Here is a 403-nt window from a genome sequence, read left to right on the forward strand (position 1 = left end):
CGTCGAGGACCTTCGACAGGTCGTCGGTGAACGCGGCCGGGTTCGCTGCGGTGAAGTCCGCGGTCCCGGTGTTCTTCACCGTCACCGTGTAGGTCACCTCGTCACCCTCGTGGATGGTGCCCGCCGGCGACGACGTCTTCGTCACCGTGAACGCACGCACGTCCGTGCTGGTCGTGCACTCGCCGTCCGGGTCGCAGGAGCCACCCGGGGACGTCGGCCGGACCGCGTTCTTGAGCACGTTGTCGCCCGTGTCGGGGTTGTTCACCGTGACCGAGTAGGTGATCGTCTGCGTCGCACCGATCGCGAGCGGGCCCGACCAGGACAGGGTGTTCCCGTCGACGGTGGCACCGTCGGAGGCGTCGCCGTTGTACTCCGCGTCGTCGAGGACCTTCGACAGGTCGTC

At 68.2% G+C, this 403-nt stretch carries 1 pseudogene; it reads right to left on the reverse strand.

Annotated features, from left to right (window positions below):
* Positions 1-403 (reverse strand): annotated as a pseudogene (locus ACTJKO_RS17440) (DUF7507 domain-containing protein); the annotation flags it as partial.

The organism is Curtobacterium sp. 22159 (assembly GCF_052045775.1).
Classification (GTDB): Bacteria; Actinomycetota; Actinomycetes; order Actinomycetales; family Microbacteriaceae; genus Curtobacterium.